This is a genomic window from Nocardia brasiliensis IFM 10847, from assembly GCF_000710915.1.
Classification (GTDB): domain Bacteria; phylum Actinomycetota; class Actinomycetes; order Mycobacteriales; family Mycobacteriaceae; genus Nocardia; species Nocardia brasiliensis_A.
The window spans coordinates 1-13100 of sequence record NZ_BAUA01000053.1; the positions used below are offsets into that span (position 1 = coordinate 1).

14 protein-coding genes are annotated in these 13100 nt (G+C 68.2%); 7 read left to right on the forward strand and 7 right to left on the reverse strand.

Annotation, left to right across the window (positions count from 1 at the left end; all coding sequences use genetic code 11):
- Positions 1–43 precede the first annotated feature (43 nt).
- The 4 genes from NBRGI_RS11620 to NBRGI_RS11635 all read left to right on the forward strand — a co-directional run bounded on the left by NBRGI_RS11620 (position 44) and on the right by NBRGI_RS11635 (position 4512).
- Complete coding sequence (locus tag NBRGI_RS11620; protein WP_148310780.1) at positions 44–1237, forward strand: glycerate kinase; 1194 nt, start codon at positions 44–46, stop codon at positions 1235–1237.
- Positions 1230–2606, forward strand: a complete 1377-nt coding sequence (gene allB / locus NBRGI_RS11625) for an allantoinase AllB (RefSeq protein ID WP_036558569.1) — start codon at positions 1230–1232, stop codon at positions 2604–2606. The genes NBRGI_RS11620 and allB overlap by 8 nt, the downstream gene beginning before the upstream one ends.
- On the forward strand, positions 2599–3627 hold the full coding sequence (gene alc, locus NBRGI_RS11630) for an allantoicase (protein ID WP_036558572.1): 1029 nt from the start codon (positions 2599–2601) through the stop codon (positions 3625–3627). Before allB ends, alc begins: the two co-directional genes overlap by 8 nt.
- Before the next feature lie 141 nt (positions 3628–3768).
- Complete coding sequence (locus tag NBRGI_RS11635; RefSeq protein ID WP_029895394.1) at positions 3769–4512, forward strand: class I SAM-dependent methyltransferase; 744 nt, start codon at positions 3769–3771, stop codon at positions 4510–4512.
- Between the two features lie 132 nt (positions 4513–4644).
- Here NBRGI_RS11635 and NBRGI_RS11640 read toward each other — a convergent pair whose 3' ends face one another.
- A complete protein-coding gene (locus NBRGI_RS11640; protein ID WP_148310781.1) occupies positions 4645–5328 on the reverse strand; it encodes a hypothetical protein in 684 nt (227 codons plus the stop codon).
- A gap of 75 nt (positions 5329–5403) precedes the next feature.
- Between NBRGI_RS11640 and NBRGI_RS11645 the strand changes: the two genes are divergently transcribed.
- Both NBRGI_RS11645 and NBRGI_RS11650 read left to right on the forward strand, forming a co-directional pair.
- The gene (locus NBRGI_RS11645; RefSeq protein WP_235210923.1) at positions 5404–6054 is read left to right on the forward strand and encodes a TetR/AcrR family transcriptional regulator; all 651 of its coding nucleotides are present in this window, start codon (positions 5404–5406) and stop codon (positions 6052–6054) included.
- A 95-nt stretch (positions 6055–6149) separates the two neighbouring features.
- Positions 6150–6632: a hypothetical protein gene (locus tag NBRGI_RS11650; RefSeq protein ID WP_029895400.1), complete on the forward strand. Its 483-nt coding sequence runs from the start codon at positions 6150–6152 to the stop codon at positions 6630–6632.
- Between the two features lie 21 nt (positions 6633–6653).
- Here NBRGI_RS11650 and NBRGI_RS11655 read toward each other — a convergent pair whose 3' ends face one another.
- Together NBRGI_RS11655 and NBRGI_RS11660 are read right to left on the reverse strand one after the other, a co-directional pair.
- The gene (locus NBRGI_RS11655; protein WP_148310782.1) at positions 6654–6923 is read right to left on the reverse strand and encodes a hypothetical protein; all 270 of its coding nucleotides are present in this window, start codon (positions 6921–6923) and stop codon (positions 6654–6656) included.
- Positions 6924–7003: 80 nt separating this feature from the next.
- Complete coding sequence (locus NBRGI_RS11660; RefSeq protein ID WP_081878010.1) at positions 7004–7537, reverse strand: GNAT family N-acetyltransferase; 534 nt, start codon at positions 7535–7537, stop codon at positions 7004–7006.
- A 406-nt stretch (positions 7538–7943) separates the two neighbouring features.
- Here NBRGI_RS11660 and NBRGI_RS11665 point away from each other — a divergent pair, with 406 nt between their 5' ends.
- A complete protein-coding gene (locus NBRGI_RS11665; protein ID WP_029895406.1) occupies positions 7944–8672 on the forward strand; it encodes an MgtC/SapB family protein in 729 nt (242 codons plus the stop codon).
- On the opposite strand, the gene NBRGI_RS11670 is transcribed toward NBRGI_RS11665, so the two are convergent.
- From NBRGI_RS11670 to NBRGI_RS11685, 4 genes are all read right to left on the reverse strand, one after another.
- A complete protein-coding gene (locus NBRGI_RS11670; RefSeq protein WP_051727672.1) occupies positions 8666–9244 on the reverse strand; it encodes a GNAT family N-acetyltransferase in 579 nt (192 codons plus the stop codon). The two genes, NBRGI_RS11665 and NBRGI_RS11670, sit on opposite strands and share 7 nt — an antisense overlap.
- Before the next feature lie 218 nt (positions 9245–9462).
- Positions 9463–10602: a glycerate kinase gene (locus tag NBRGI_RS11675; protein WP_029895410.1), complete on the reverse strand. Its 1140-nt coding sequence runs from the start codon at positions 10600–10602 to the stop codon at positions 9463–9465.
- Entirely contained in the window at positions 10599–11909 is a 1311-nt protein-coding gene (locus NBRGI_RS11680) for a 2-hydroxycarboxylate transporter family protein (RefSeq protein ID WP_029895412.1), read from the reverse strand. Before NBRGI_RS11680 ends, NBRGI_RS11675 begins: the two co-directional genes overlap by 4 nt.
- Positions 11906–13012: a tartrate dehydrogenase gene (locus NBRGI_RS11685; RefSeq protein WP_029895414.1), complete on the reverse strand. Its 1107-nt coding sequence runs from the start codon at positions 13010–13012 to the stop codon at positions 11906–11908. Before NBRGI_RS11685 ends, NBRGI_RS11680 begins: the two co-directional genes overlap by 4 nt.
- Between the last annotated feature and the right edge of the window lie 88 nt (positions 13013–13100).

Below are 13100 nucleotides of genomic sequence, written 5' to 3' on the forward strand. Positions count from 1 at the left end.
CCGCCACTGTTCCCCTCGCACCCGAACCGGTGGGAGGCGGGCGGTGAGCAGGCCGGACGCGCCGCCGGGCAAGCTGCGATCGGCGATCGTGCGCGGCGGATGGCGCGACGGACACTGCGTCCTGGCTCCCGACAAGTTCAAGGGTTCGCTCACCGCGCCCGAGGTCGCCGCGCACCTCGCGACCGGACTCCGCCGGGTACGACCGGATCTCCCGCTCGTCACCATGCCGGTGGCCGACGGCGGGGACGGCACGGTGGACGCGGTGGTGGAATCGGGCTTCGTCCGATTCCAGACCAGCGTCACCGGTCCGCTCGGCTTGCCGGTGGCCGCCTCGTTCGCGATGAGGGGCGATGCGGCCGTGATCGAGCTGGCGGAAGCGTCCGGCCTGCGCCGGCTGCCGATGCGGCCTACCTTTCGAACTGCCATGACCGCAACCAGTTACGGCACGGGCGAACTGATCCGCGCGGCGGCCATGCGCGGCGCCCGCCAGGTGGTGCTCGGGCTCGGCGGCAGTGCCTGCACCGACGGCGGGATGGGCATGATGTCCGCGCTGGGCGTGCGCTTTCTCGATGAGCACGATCGTGAGTTGCCGCCGGGCGCAGCGGCATTGAGCAGGCTGGCGCGCATCGACGCCGCGGACATGCTGCAGGTTCGGGTGGTCGTCGCCTCCGACGTCGACAATCCGTTGCTCGGGCCGCGCGGCGCCGCACAGGTTTACGGTCCGCAGAAGGGGGCGCGGCCGCGCGAGGTCGACGAATTGGAATGGGGTCTGGCACGTTTGGCCTCGATCGTCGAACGCGACCTCGGCGCCGCGGTCGCGGAGCGGCCCGGAGCGGGGGCGGCCGGCGGCGTCGGCTATGCCGCGCTCGCCTTCCTCGGCGCGAGTGTGCGACCGGGCATCGAGTTGATCCTCGAACTGCTGTCGTTCACCGAACAGGTTCAGGGGGCTCGCCTGGTGATCACCGGGGAAGGCTCGCTCGATCCGCAGACCCTGCACGGCAAAGCGCCGGTCGGCGTCGCGCGGGCGGCGGCGAGCGCGTCCGTGCCGGTCGTCGCGGTGGCGGGGCAGCGTGCGCTCACCGACGAGCAGCTGCGTGGCGCACACATCGAAGCCGCGTACGCGCTGACCGACCTCGAGCCCGACCCCGAGGTCTGCATCGCGCAGGCGGGACCACTGCTGCAACAGCTGGCCGGCGATCTCGCCGGCACCTGGTTGGGAGCGAAAGCCCATGCATGATCTGGTGATCCGATCCCGGCGGGTCGCGCTGCCGGAGGGGATCCGTGCGGCCTCGATCGCGGTGCGGGACGGCAAGATCGCGGCGCTGGCCGAGTACGAAGCGGTGCTGCCCGCGGCCGCGACGACCGATCTCGCCGATCTGGTCGTGCTGCCCGGACTGGTGGACTCCCACGTGCACGTCAACGAGCCTGGGCGTACCGAGTGGGAGGGTTTCGCCACGGCCACCGAGGCGGCCGCCGCGGGCGGGGTGACGACGATCGTCGACATGCCGCTGAACTCCTTGCCGCCGACCGTCACCGTGGCGCACCTGCGCACCAAACAAGCTGTCGCGGAGGGGCAATGCCATGTGGACGTGGCCTTCTGGGGCGGCGCGATTCCCGGCAATCTGGCCGCGCTGCGACCGCTGCACGAGGCAGGGGTGGTCGGCTTCAAATGCTTCCTCTCGCCCTCGGGAGTCGAGGAGTTCCCACCGCTGGGGCTCGGCGAGGTCGAACAGGTGATGCGCGAGCTGGCCCAGTACGACGGTCTGCTCGTGGTGCACGCGGAAGATCCTGTGCGGCTGCACGATCCGGTCGACGGGACGTATCGCGCGTTCCTCGATTCCCGGCCGGGCGAGGCCGAAAGGGCCGCGGTGCAAGAAGTCATCGCGCTCGCCGAACTCACCGGGGTGCGGGCGCACATCCTGCACGTCTCGGCGGCGGCCTGCCTGGACCCGCTGGCGCAGGCGCAGGCCCGTGGCGTGCGGATCACCGCCGAGACCTGCCCGCACTACTTGACGCTCTCGGCAGCAGAGGCGTCGTCCACCGCGTTCAAATGCTGTCCGCCGATTCGGGATTCCGGCAACCAGGATGCGCTGTGGCAGGGCCTGGCCGACGGCGTGCTCAGTTGCGTGGTCTCCGATCATTCGCCGTGCACGCCGGAGCTGAAGGAGGGGGATTTCGCCACGGCGTGGGGCGGAATCTCGTCGCTGCAGATCGGCTTGCCCGCCGTGTGGACGGCCGCCGCCGAACGGGGGTTCCGGCTCACCGATGTGGTGCGCTGGATGGCCGCCGCCCCTGCGGTGCTGGCCGGGCTGCCGCAGAAGGGCCGCATCGCGATCGGTTGCGACGCCGACCTCGTGGCCTTCGATCCGTGGGCGCCGGTCACCGTGGATCCCGCCGCGCTGGCGCACAAGAACCCCATCACGCCCTACGGCGGACGTGAGCTGCGCGGCCTCGTGCACGCGACCTGGCTGCGCGGGCGTGTAGTCGGCAACGGGCATCCGCCGGCGGGGGAACTGCTCACCCAGCCCAGAAACGCTGTACCGCAATGGGATATCGCGCCCGCCGACACCATCGCGAACCGCAATCGACAAGGGAAATATGTCTGACTTCACCAACCTGCCCGACCTGGCGCTGCGCACCAACCGCGCCGGCGTGATCGCCGCGAGCGACGAATCGTTCGAGGAACGCGAAAACCTCATCAACCCTTGGGAACCCCGGTTCGCCGAGCACACCTTCGGTCCCAAAGGCCAGGAGTACGACGGCTGGGAGACCCGCCGTCATCGCGGGCCCGGCCACGATTGGGCCGTCATCCGGCTCGGTATGCCCGGCGTGATCCGCGGCGTGGTCGTCGACACAGCCTGGTTCAAAGGCAACTACCCGCCGTTCACCTCCGTCGAGGCTTGCCGTGCGCCCGGCTACCCTGCTCCGGCGCAACTGGATTCGGCGGAGTGGGTGGAGATAGTGCCCCGGACCGCGCTCGGCGGCGACGCGAAGCACGAGTTGCCGGTGGCGGACGATCGCATCTTCACCCACGTCCGGTTGAACATCTTCCCGGACGGCGGCATCGCCCGCCTGCGTGTGCACGGCGAGGTGGTCCCGGACCCGACGCTGCTCACCGGGCTCACCGTCGACCTCGCCGCGCTGGCGCACGGCGCGCGAACCATCGCCTGCTCCAACATGTTCTACTCGGCGCCGGACAACATGCTCGCACCCGGGCTGGCCCGCAACCAGGCCGAGGGCTGGGAGACCGCGCGCCGCCGGGACGGCGGAAACGACTGGGCGACAATCCAGCTCGCCGCACAGGGCGTTCCCGCGCTGATCGAACTCGACACCACGCATCTGCTGTTCAACTCGCCCGGCGAAGCCCGCGTCGTGGCGATCGATCACCAGGGTCCGGGGCCACTGCCGCCGAGCGACGACCCGGCCTGGTTCGAGTTGTTGCCGCGCACCGCATTGCAGCCCGACACCCCGCATCGTTTCCGGCTCGCACCGTCGGATCGGGCGGCCACGCATGTGCGCGTCGACATCTACCCGGACGGCGGCATCGCGCGGTTGCGGGTGTTCGGTGCGCTCACCGCGGCGGCCGAGCGGGAGCTGAATTCGCGCTGGTTGTCGGACGGCAAGTGATTTCCGCGCCGCAGGGGTGAGCTGGGCCTGGCCCGACGATGGGTGGCCGCGACGGCAGTGCGCCCGCTAAGGTCCGACGATGGCGAGCGAAGTCCGGACCGGCGCGGGCGGCCGTCGTGGCCGCGCTGCGGGGCGGCAGCGATGACGGTGTACGACACCACCGGGCGTACGTACGCGGCGACCCGGCAGCCGGATCCGCGAATCGCCGCCGCGATCGATGCGTCGCTGGCCGACATGGCTTCGATCGTGAACATCGGCGCAGGCACCGGCTCCTACGAGCCGGGCGGCACCGTCCTCGCGGTCGAGCCCAGCCGGGTGATGATCGACCAGCGGCCGGGCGGTGCCGCCGCTGCCGTTCGCGCGAGCGCCGAGCAGCTGCCGGTCCGCACCGGTGCCGTGGATGCGGCCTTGGCGGTGCTCACCGTCCACCATTGGGCCGACCTCGAGCGCGGCGTCGCCGAGATGATCCGAGTTGCGCGGCGCCGCATCGTGATCCTCACCTGGGATCACTCGGTGTTCCGGCAGTTCTGGCTGGTACGCGAGTACCTGCCCGCGGCCGCGGAAACCGACGCCCGCCTCGCCGTGCCGTTGACTCGCTTGACCGCTCAGTTGGAAAACTCTGCCGTACAGCCGATCCCGGTGCCACACGACTGCGTCGACGGTTTCGGCGGAGCTTACTGGCGTCGCCCCGAGGCCTATCTCGACGAAACCGTCCGAGCCGGCATATCGATGCTCGCGCTCACACCGGAACCGCAACTGCGAGAAGGATTGTCCCGCCTGCGGCGAGATCTCGCCGACGGTTCCTGGTCCGTCCGCCACGCCGACCTCCTCGACCGCCCCCACCTCGACCTCGGCTACCGGCTCGTCGTCGCCGATCTGTCGTGAGAACCACCATCGGTTACCGACTCTGCAGATCGCGTACTTCTGCGCGGGCGCGCGACCCGAGACGTCCGGCGCGGTGCATCATTGGCTGGAAGCGAAGGGCGCCAGCGAGATTGCTTGTCAGTGGCCTCGGATTCAGACCGGCTTGCAGATGATGGACGCGAAGCCGACGCGGTTGGCGACCATCACGTCGTGTACCGAGCGGCGGAAGTTCGGGCGGAGCAGGGCGAGGACGAAGGCGGCGAGGGTGCCGGGCAGACGGACCTGGTTGACGAAGACGTAGGGCGCGTCTTCGATCGGGCCGAGCAAGGCGATGTCGTCCACCTTGGCGTCGTGGTTGAACCAGCCGGCGACCGAGTCGAAATAGCGCAGGGCGCGGTCGTAGTCATCGGCGGTGAAGTGGTTGAACAGGAACGTCCCGGTGGGGGAGCTGTCGATATCGCCGAGGCGCCGGATATTGCGCGCGGGCATGACGAAGTCGGCGCCCAGCTGCTGGAACTCCGGCGTGGCCTGCACCGCGGCGAGCGTCGCCGGTGTGCTGGTCTCGATCAGGACGATCACGTCGAAGCGTGGGCTCACGTCGGACGGCTGGATCGCGATGGCACGGTAGGCCCTGGCCGAGAGCACCTCGTCCATCGCGGCCAGGCGGCGCGTGAGGTCCTGGCACCGGCGCAAGACCTCTCGGCGGCGAGAACTGCGGGGCACGAACGGGATTCGCGGGGGTGGGGCGACACGGAAGCCGAGGTAGAGATAGCCGTAGGGGGCCGGTTCGACATACGGCGCGGGTGGGTTGGTCTGAGTGCGCGGGTCGGTGTCCATGATCACGGTCCTTTCGCGTAAAATAATCGAGCGTTCGATTAATTGTAGACCTCGAGGGGAAAGGGCGGAAGTGGGATGACGACACCACGGCGTAGACCTGGACGGCCGCGCAAGGCGGATGCGGGCGACACCAAAGCCGCGTTGTCGAGCGCCGCCCTGCGCCTGTTCGCCCGCAACGGGTACGCGGGCACCTCGATCCGGTCCATCGCGCGCGAAGTCGGGTTGAGCGAGAGCGTGCTCTACGCGCATTTCGCCAGCAAGCAGGCGATCTTCGACGCCGTACTCGCCACTCTCGGCCCCACCAACCCACTCGACATGATGGACGCCGCCACGGCCGCCCTCGTAGACACCGACCCGCCGCAGTACCTGCGCGAACTCGTGCGCGCCGTCCTCGAGGGCTGGGAACACGAAGACGCCCGCCTATTGATCAGCGTCATGGCGCAGGACGGGCTGCTGCACAGTCCCGCCCTGCAACAAGCGATCTCGGCCATGCGCCAGCCCGTGAGCCGCCTGTTCGAACACTGGATCGCCGCCGACCAGATCCCCGCCGACCTCGCCACCCCGGAAGACCTCGCGATGTCCTTCACCGGTCTGATCGGCCTCACCCGAGTACTGCACCTGCACGCCCACGCTCCTGGCCCGGAACGCACTCAGGCCCGTGACGAAATCCGCCGCCACACCGAAACCTTCATCCGCCTCGTTTTCCACAGCAGCACCGCGCACTGACCGGCCGCAGCCGAAAGATCCCGCGCTATTTCGCAAACGCCGACTCGACCCGCCTCGGTAATACTGGTTGCATACGTTCGTCGAGCGGGGGCTCCGTGAATCCGATCCCTGAGGGCAACAGCGATGAAGCGACGTCACGCGATGAGCCGGGCCGCTTCTGGTTCCTTCGAAGTTGTGTAGGCCTGGCGTTCGCGCTGTGGGCCGGGGCGCTGACCCAGCCCTTGGCCGACTTCACCGACGGTGGTTGGGAATTCGTCCGAACGAAGGAGGTGTATCCGTTTGGAGAGGTGTGGGCCCCCTTCCAAGCCGTCGTATTCGTCGGCGGAACTTTCCTGGCCGTTATCGCGACGGGGACAGTCTTGGCCATGCACTCGTCCCGTGGTGCGTACACCCGGGCTTACGGCGGTGTTCTCGCTTTCCACCTATTCCTGTGGTGCGGCTACTGTGTCGTGTTTCTTGTGCAATCTTTCGACGCAGGCACACCCCTCGCCGGCCTGTGGATGATCTTGCTGGCGAACCTGCTGCTGGGCGTAGCGGTGCTCGCCTCGGAGAACTGGTACGGCTGGCGACAGGGCTAGGTCAGTGCGATCCGCGTTGCGTCAGAACGGTGATGGGATGCAGACGGTGCCGAGGTCGAGTCCGGTTGTCACCTCAACGGTGATCGAGCCGGAGGAAGGCGGGTAGGGGCGGCCGAGGATGGTGGCGTACCCTCGCCGCTGACCCTGTTCGAGGGCTTGCTTCGTGAACATGGCGTCCCGCTCGACGGCGAGACCGAGGTCGACGCGCGGCTGTCCGTCCACTGGGCCCCCACCGGCGTGATTCGTGCATGGGCCGCAGAGCAGCATGGTCGCCGGCGGAATGGAATTCACTCGCCCCGCTCCTCGGAAGCGATTCGCGCATTGTCGATCGCCTGGTTGGCAGTCGCCGCCAACGATGACGTCGTACTCGCTCAGTCCCTGGGCTTCACCAGGTGAACCGCACCGTGGATGTGGTTGGGCGGGAGTGGATCCGGTGTGGGCAGGAGCTGGTAGCCCGCGTTCTGATACATGCGGATGTTGCGTTCGCTGCGGGCGCCGGTGAACAGGATGAATCGCTCGATGTGCGGGGGAGCGAGCGTTTCGATCAGGCGCAGCAGATGGGAACCGACGCCGCGACCCGTCAGGTCGGGAGCGACCATGAGTCGGCCGACATGCCAGTCGCTGCCTTCGACCTGGCCGCGTACCGCGGCGACCAGGCGGCCGCGTTGCCGCACGACCAAAGTTGTCGACGTGGTAGCCCACGCGAGTACCTCGTCATGGGTTTCGCGCAGCGGGGGAAGGTCGAGCATGTTGTTGAGCACCGCCTCTGGGACCCAGCAGCAGCGTTGTAAGACAACGAGTTCGGCAAGATCAGCGGCCGAGAACAAGGACAGCGTGGAGTCGGCGAGCACATGTGCGAGGGCGTCGCTGGGTAGTGCCGCGCAGTGCGGCGATGGTGCGGCCATAAGCGGTTTCCTGATCAGTGCGGGCAGACAGGGTGGGGGATTGCGGACTTCGAGCGGTCGTCCGCCGGGTGCCGGATCGGACTCGGGGCGTTGGCGCGCCGAGTGATGGCTCGGGCAATGATCGGCATGCTACCGGGCAGCGGCGGCAGTCCGCGGGGGCGATCATCGGTCTCTGACATTATGCGGCAGTGCGGAATCGGGGCTACCCGCCGGTGAGCTGATCTTCCCAGCCGATCGGCGGGGTCGCACAGGTAGGCGTCCGAGCGGTTGGACCCCGACGGCAACGCGGTCCCCAATGGTAGTTGGGCGTGGTCCCCCTACGGGCAGCGCGAACCAGGGTGACGCAGCAGGGCCGGTCCTGAGTTTCGTCGCTGCACAGTCCATCCGTGCGAACTAGCGTGGATTGATGATCGAAGCGTTCAACGGATTGACGGGACAAGGTCCGAGCCAGATAGCGGAACTCGGCGCCGCGTTCATCCTTTCGGCTGCGGTCGGACTGGAGCGGGAGCTCGAGCAGAAGGCGGCGGGCCTGCGTACCTACACCGTCGTAGGGTTGGGTGCCGCTCTGTTCATGCTGGTCAGCAAGTACGGTTTCAGCGATGTGCTGGCGACCGGGCGGGTGACGCTGGATCCCTCGCGGGTCGCCGCGCAGATCGTCTCAGGGCTCGGGTTCATCGGCGGCGGAATCATCTTTGTCAAACGCGATTCCGTGCGCGGGCTCACCACCGCGGCCAGCATCTGGCTGACTGCCGCGGTGGGTGCGGCGGCAGGAGCGGGCCTGGTATTGCTGGCCGCGCTCGGCGTACTCGGCTACTTCGCCGCGATCCTGGCCTTGCCCGCCCTGTCCCGCCTGACCCGGAATTTCGCGGTCGCACCCTGGCCGACAGTGCGCGTGCACTACCTCGACGGGCACGGCCTACTCCGCCAGGTCCTGCAGATCGTCACCCGCTCCGGCTTCCGAGTCACCGACCTGTCCACCGTCCAGCACGACGATCCCCGGACCACCGAAACCACCCCGTCCGTCGAGGTTTCCATCCACCTCGACGGGCGCGGCGACTTTCAACGACTGATCTCCGCGGTAAGCGAGGTCGACGGCGTCCTCGCCGTCGCCGCCGGACCGAACGACGCCTACTGAACTGTGCGATCGTCCGAGCGCTGCTCGCGCCGATCGGGTTGCGCACCGTCGTTCGTGATATCCCGGCTCATGAAGATCGCGATCTCGCTCTCGGCGGGTGTCCCGCGATAGAGCGAGGTGTCGAGACCGCAGAAGGCGAATCCCATACGGCGGTACGCCCGAATGGCCGGCGCGTTGATGTTCGTGACCTCCAGCCACAGTGTGCGGGCGCCGGATTCCCGTCCGTGCGCGATGGCCAGGTCGACCAGCCTGCGTCCCAGTCCCTGGCCGCGATGGGTCGGGGCGACTTTGATATCGACGATGGTCAGACGTCGGTTCCATTCCGCGTAGACGACGTCGATGGCCCCGCAGATATGGCCTTGCTGATCGACGGCGACGAATCGGACCGGCGCATCCTCTTCGCTGTCCGCGTCGTCGGGGAAGTGCTTGACGATGGGCGGGGACACCGGAACTTCGCGGAGCACGAATCCCTCGGCGCTGTTGCGCACATCGACGATGGTGTCGGTGGTGAACGACCCGTCGATCCGGTCCACCGCACTGTCGTCCGCCCGCGCACCTGGGCGGAAGGACACTGTCGTCGCTTGTAATGCATCGCTTTCCCGGGGTTCGCTCACCGCGACGATGTTTGCACAACACTCCGAGCATCCGCCACGCGGCCGGAGGGCACGCAGCGGCCGAAGGGCGGAGGTATCCCCGAGTCGTCGTCGGCGCGGACGCGCGGCCCGGTCACTGTGGCGGTGCTCGGCCGGTGGTGGGGCGGGGGTGATCGTGGCCTGCAAGCAGTGTCTGTTCACCACACCGCGTGGCTGTTGATGGCAAATCCGTCGCGGGTCCGGGCGATGTCGGTGCCGATCCGGGTGAGGAGTTCGGCGGTGAGGACGGGGTTGTTCGCGGTATCCGCTGAGGTGTAGTCGGAGAGGGCGTAGACATAGGTGAAACCGGCTCGGTGCCAAAGGGTTTGCGGCAGTTCACGATGGCCCGTGACCGCGACGACGGGTGTCGGACCGGCGCGGCGGGCGACGGCGGCGGGGAGTTTGCCGCGTTCGGTTTGGTGGTCCAGGCGGCCTTCGCCGGTGACGATCAAGTCGGCGGACGAGCGGTGCCGGTCGAAGTCGAGTAGGTCGAGGAAGTAGTCGGCGCCGGAGAGGGGGTGGGCGCCGAGGAGCAGGGCGGCGAAGCCGAGGCCGCCTGCGCTGCCTGCTCCCGGCGTCGCGGCGAGGGTGGGAGCTTCGGGAAAGCCGTTGTGGGACAGCGTTTGTACGAAGCGATGCAGACCGGCGTCGAGGCGGCGCACCTGCGCGGGGGTCGCGCCCTTCTGCGGGCCGTACACAGCAGCTGCTCCGTCGGGTCCGGTGAGCGGGTTGGTGACATCGGAGGCGAGCACCAACTCGACGGTGGGCAGGCGCACCGCCGCGGACACGTCGACCCCGGCGATGTCGAGCAGTGCGCGACCACTCGGCGGCAGGACCCGCCCGGCAGCATCGGTGAATCGAAACCCCATCGCGGTCAACAACCCCATGCCGCCGTCGGTGCTCGCGCTCCCGCCGAGCGCCAGCACGATCCGTCGTGGTTCGTACCGCAACGCCTGCCGAAGCGCTTGTCCCAGGCCGAGACTCGACGAGTCGAGCGGCCGGGGCCGCCCGCCGGGCAGGGTGAGGAGTCCGCAGGTGTTCGCCACCTCGACGACGGCGGTGTCGCCGCGCAGGGCGATCAGGCCCTGCCGCGGCGTTCCGGTTGCGCCCGCGACGGTGACCGGCACCGCCTCGAAGCCGGCGGCGACGGCGGCCTCGACACTGCCGTCGCCGCCGTCGGCGAGCGGAAGGGCCCGGCATTCGGCCCCGGATGCGCTGAGCCCCAGGACAAGACAGCGGGCCACCTCGGCGGCGGACAGGCTGCCCTTGAATTTGTCGGGCGCGACCAGCACTCTCATCCTTGCCACACCTTGATCAGCGCGGCCGCCGAGATGACCGTGGTGACGCCGCCTATCCGGGTCGAGATCTGCGCGAACGGCATGAGATTCATCCGGTTCGACGCGGAAAGGATGGCCACGTCACCGGTGCCGCCGAGGCCGCTGTGGCACACGGTGACCAACGAGGCGTCCACTGGATACATGCCGATGGCGCGGCCGACGACATAGCCGGTGGCGGCCATCGACAGGACCACGGCGACGCACGCGATCACGTACCCCGCCGACAGCACGCCGATGATGCTCTGCAACGGCAGGTACAGCAGGCCGAGCCCGATCATCGTGGGGTAGATGAAATGTTTCGAGATGACGGTGTAGACGCCGCGCACGCTGTCCTCCACCACCGGCGGAAAGACGCCGAACAGCTTGCACAGCACCGACATGACGATCACCAGCACCGGCGCGGGCAGGTGCACCGCGTGCTCGAGCAAGGTGGCGAGCACGAACATGCCACAGATGAGAAGCACGCCGAGCGCGTGATTGCGCGGCGGCGCGGCCGGATCGTGCGGGGCGGGTTCTGCGGTGCCGGCCGGGACGGGGTCGGCGGAGGGCACCTTCACCAACTGCCCGCCACCGTCGAGGTGCGGACGGCGATCGCCGAGCCGGCGCAGCACACCCGCCGTGATGACCGCGGCGATATTGCCGATGATCGCCGCGGGGATGAGTTCGGCGACGAAATCCGCCTGCTGCCCGCCGAGTGCCGACGCGTAGGCCGACGACAGCGGAATGACCCCTTCGCCGATGCCGCCGCCGATGATCGGCACGACGATGTAGAACAGCGCGCGATGGAAGCTGTAACCGAACGTCATGGCGACCGCGATCCCCACCGACACCGCGACCACGGTGCCGAGCAGCAGCGGCGGGAAGATGCGGATCAGTCCGCCGATCATCACCTTTCGGCTCATCCCGAGGATGCTGCCGACCACCAGCGTGCAGATGACGAAATACAGGAAGTTCGCCTGCTTCATCAGCGCACTCGCAGCGGCGAGCGTGTTCTCGTCGAAAGCGCCGAGGTACACCAGGATCGACGGCACCATAAGGCAGATCAACGCTCCGCCACCGATTTTCGAGATGACCGGCAGCCGGTTGCCGAGCGGGCCGAGCAGCATGCCGAGCCCGACGATCATCGCGAGCCCGCCGATCATGTTCTCGGGTATGGCATCGAAGTAGCCCGCGGCGAGCACACCCGCGGTCAGGGCCACCGGCACGAGCAGCGGGATGCCGTCGAGCGCGGGCGCGGGGAACGAACGGGGCCGGGCGTCGAGTTTCATGATCGCCTCGCCGCGGTCATCGAGGTGGCCGCCTCGAGCTGCGCACAGACCAGCGCCCCGAAGGAGTCCGTGGTCCCGGACCCGCCCATATCCGGTGTCATCGCGGACCTGTCCTGCACGAGCGCGGCTTCCACCGCGGCGAGCACCGCCGCGGCGGCCTCCTGTTCGCCCAGGTGCTCGAGCATCATCGCGCCGCTCCAGATCTGGCCGATGGGGTTGGCGATCCCCAGCCCCGCGATATCGGGCGCCGAGCCGTGCACCGGCTCGAACAGGCTCGGAAAACGCCGCTCGGGGTTGATGTTCCCACTCGGCGCGATGCCGATGGTGCCGGTGCAGGCGGGTCCGAGATCGGACAGGATATCGCCGAAGAGATTGCTCGCGACCACCACGTCGAACCAGTCCGGATGCAATACGAAATTCGCCGTCAGGATATCGATGTGGTACTTGTCCACCGCCACCTCGGGATAACTTCCCGCCATGTTCGCGACGCGCTCGTCCCAATAGGGCATGGAGATGGAAATACCGTTGCTCTTGGTGGCCGAGGTGAGATGCCGTTTCGGTCTGCGTTGCGCTAGTTCGAACGCGTACTTCAGGATTCGGTCGACGCCGGTTCGGGTCATCACGGTCTCCTGCAGCACCGTTTCCCGGTCGGTGCCCTCGAAGATCTTGCCGCCCACGCTCGAGTATTCGCCCTCCGTGTTCTCCCGGACCACGTAGAAGTCGACGTCGCCGGGCCGCCGGCCCGCGAGCGGGCTGCTGATGCCCGGTAGCAGCCGGACCGGGCGCAGGCTCACGTACTGGTCGAAATGGCGGCGGAACTGCAGCAGGCTGCCCCACAGCGAGATGTGGTCGGGCACCACCTCGGGCCAGCCGACGGCGCCGAAGAAGAGCGCGTCGAAGCCGGACAGCTGGTCGAACCAGCCGTCGGGCAGCATTTTCCCCGTCGCCGTGTAGTAGTCCGCGCTCGCGAAATCGAACTCGGTGACATCCAGGGTGAAGTCGAATGCGGCCGCCGCGGCCGAGAGAACTCGAATTCCTTGCGGCACGACTTCTTTGCCGATGCCGTCGCCCGGAATGACAGCAATTCGGTGTGTGGCACCCATCGTCGCGTGCTCCGATCTTCTTGGTAACGAGACGTTCTCAACGGTAGGCTCGGATATTCCGCGGCAAAAGCACGGAACGCGCAAGAGA

Coding starts and splice junctions, on each gene's coding strand:
- NBRGI_RS11635 (WP_029895394.1), top strand. CDS start 3,769: ATGACGGTGTACGACACCACCGGGCGTACGTACGCGGCGACCCGGCAG.
- NBRGI_RS11640 (WP_148310781.1), bottom strand. CDS start 5,328: ATGGACACCGACCCGCGCACTCAGACCAACCCACCCGCGCCGTATGTC.
- alc (WP_036558572.1), top strand. CDS start 2,599: ATGTCTGACTTCACCAACCTGCCCGACCTGGCGCTGCGCACCAACCGC.
- NBRGI_RS11680 (WP_029895412.1), bottom strand. CDS start 11,909: ATGAAACTCGACGCCCGGCCCCGTTCGTTCCCCGCGCCCGCGCTCGAC.
- NBRGI_RS11645 (WP_235210923.1), top strand. CDS start 5,404: ATGACGACACCACGGCGTAGACCTGGACGGCCGCGCAAGGCGGATGCG.
- NBRGI_RS11660 (WP_081878010.1), bottom strand. CDS start 7,537: ATGGCCGCACCATCGCCGCACTGCGCGGCACTACCCAGCGACGCCCTC.
- NBRGI_RS11665 (WP_029895406.1), top strand. CDS start 7,944: ATGATCGAAGCGTTCAACGGATTGACGGGACAAGGTCCGAGCCAGATA.
- NBRGI_RS11675 (WP_029895410.1), bottom strand. CDS start 10,602: ATGAGAGTGCTGGTCGCGCCCGACAAATTCAAGGGCAGCCTGTCCGCC.
- NBRGI_RS11685 (WP_029895414.1), bottom strand. CDS start 13,012: ATGGGTGCCACACACCGAATTGCTGTCATTCCGGGCGACGGCATCGGC.
- allB (WP_036558569.1), top strand. CDS start 1,230: ATGCATGATCTGGTGATCCGATCCCGGCGGGTCGCGCTGCCGGAGGGG.